Origin of the sequence: Anabaena sp. AL09 (assembly GCF_001672255.1) — a bacterium.
GTDB classification, from domain to species: domain Bacteria; phylum Cyanobacteriota; class Cyanobacteriia; order Cyanobacteriales; family Nostocaceae; genus Dolichospermum; species Dolichospermum lemmermannii.
Genome location: NZ_LJOQ01000031.1, coordinates 1 through 2,091 on the forward strand (window position 1 = coordinate 1; position 2,091 = coordinate 2,091).

Annotated in this window: 2 protein-coding genes; both read right to left on the reverse strand. The window is 35.5% G+C overall.

What is annotated here, in order from left to right:
• Positions 1-568: Rpn family recombination-promoting nuclease/putative transposase (locus AN490_RS05135; protein WP_300000606.1), on the reverse strand; the 568-nt coding region annotated here is incomplete at its 3' end.
• A 119-nt stretch (positions 569-687) separates the two neighbouring features.
• Positions 688-1,551: a DUF2887 domain-containing protein gene (locus AN490_RS05140; protein ID WP_300000608.1), complete on the reverse strand. Its 864-nt coding sequence runs from the start codon at positions 1,549-1,551 to the stop codon at positions 688-690.
• Positions 1,552-2,091: the final 540 nt, after the last annotated feature.

Genomic DNA, 2,091 nt, shown 5'->3' on the forward strand with positions numbered 1-2,091 from the left:
CCAAACTTAGGTTAGGGAATTTGTTTACCAGTATAGCTTCAACTAAATCTAGTTTTTGTCTAAATTCTGGTTGACCTTTACTACTTTCTAGCAGGTTTTGAGCAGCTTGAATGGTTTTTGTTTTCGGCAGGATAATCAGTTGCAGTAATGCTAGATTGGGACTTAGGCAATTTTGATGTAGGAGGTCTTGTAAGTAGAGTCTTTGGACTTGGTTATCTAACTGGAATTGGTAAGGAATTTCTGAACCCAGGTCATGACCACGGGATTTGAGAATTAGTAATCCTCGCCAAGGTCTGATGATTTTATACTGTTTTAAATAAAGGTAGGTTTCGGCAAAGTAGCGTCCATAAAAGTCTGTGTCTGGCTGCATTTGCGCTTCTAGAAACACTAGGGGAAGATTGGGGTCTTTTCCTAAAGGGGTTAAAATCCCATCATGACGAAATTCCTGTTCTTTAATGACTGGTGCTGAGTAATCGAATTGACAATCTGGGGGGATTCCGGGGAGGAGTTCGGCAAGAAGACCTGGTTGATTGAGAAATATCCGGTAAAATAGTTTGTCGGTCTTCATGCTTATTTACATTCTAGTATATGAGCGATCGCACAAGTGCTGGTGCAAGCAGTTCCCATTTCAAGGCCAAAGAATTTCCCCAAGGACTAATTTGAGATTTCATAAATTAGCGATCGCTTTCAAGATAAACGGCGATTATCTTGTAACCAATTTTCCAAATCTGACATATTTTGAAAATCCAATAATGCCTCTCCTAATGATTCTAATTGAGAAATGGAGAGCGATCGCACTTTTTGCTCTTGAATAGCAGTTAAATTACCACAACGGCGTTTTAGCAAACGAATAGTTAGATTTGCTTCTCCTTGTTGCACACCTTGTTGTAAACCTTTTTTCTCACCAATTTCTAACACCTCTTGATAAAACCGGGTTTGAGTAATATCAGCCTCTTTGAGATTAAGCATTTTTTGAATCTCCTCTAGGGTTAGTTGTGTAAATTTGTTGACTAATATGGACTCTACTAAATCTAATTTTAGCTGAAATTCTGCTTCTGTGCTGACACTGTTTAAAATTTTCCTAGCTGCTAATCCTGCTTGGTCTTTAGGCGTTACTATTAATCTTAGTAGAGCTAAATTAGGACTTAAATCATCTTGATGTAATAAATCTTCTAAATATAACCTTTCTACTTGACTATTAAGTAAGTTTCTGTGTGGAAGTTCTGAACCTAATTCCAAACGTTTATTCAGTAAAATTAGTAATCCGCGCCAATTTCTGCTAATTTCATATTGGTCAATATAGCTAAATATTCCTCGAAAATAGCGACTATAAAATTTTGTATCTCGCTGCATTTGTGCTTCGAGAAATATTAGCGGTACATCAGAATTATTACTAATCGGTGTTAATAACCCATCTAACCTAGTTTCTTTTTCTTTGAGTACAGGTGCGCTATACTCAAATTCACAATCACTAGGAATACCAGGAATTAATTCTGCTATTAAATCTGGTTGATTTAAGAAAATTCTGTAAAATAATTTATCTGTTTTCATTTATATAACTAATTTTCACAATATTTTTTTAACTAAGCAGTTTCAAAATTCCTTTAAATCTATACTAGAGGTTATTTTTTTACAAAATAGTAAAGAGCTAATTAGCTTTTATACTGCAAACGGTTCATAGTTTAATCAAATATCAAACCCCTCTGGTAAACCTCTCCAGTATTAAATGTTATTCCTTTTCCCTCTCCTCTTGGAAGAGGGTTAGGGAGAGGCTTTGAACCTTATTCTTTGTATGATAAAAAAGTCCAGCTTCTAGCCATTTTGAGTATAATAGTTTCATTTAACCAAGCGATCGCCTTCAAGATCAACAGTTTCAGATCCCCGACTTCTCTCAGAAGTCGGGGATCTGATTTTCTTACTTTTATTTATAGAGTGAAGGCTAAAGAATTTCCCCAAGGACTAATTTGAGATTTCATAAATTAGCGATCGCTTTCAAGATAAACTAAAGTATATCTCAGGCGATTATAAGTTGGCCTTAGGGGATAGATTAAAGGCGAAAATTTAGTTGTCTATCGCTCGACAATTTTCACT

Excerpts from the sequence above, each read along its gene's own strand:
- AN490_RS05140 (WP_300000608.1), bottom strand. The coding sequence starts at position 1,551 with ATGAAAACAGATAAATTATTTTACAGAATTTTCTTAAATCAACCAGAT.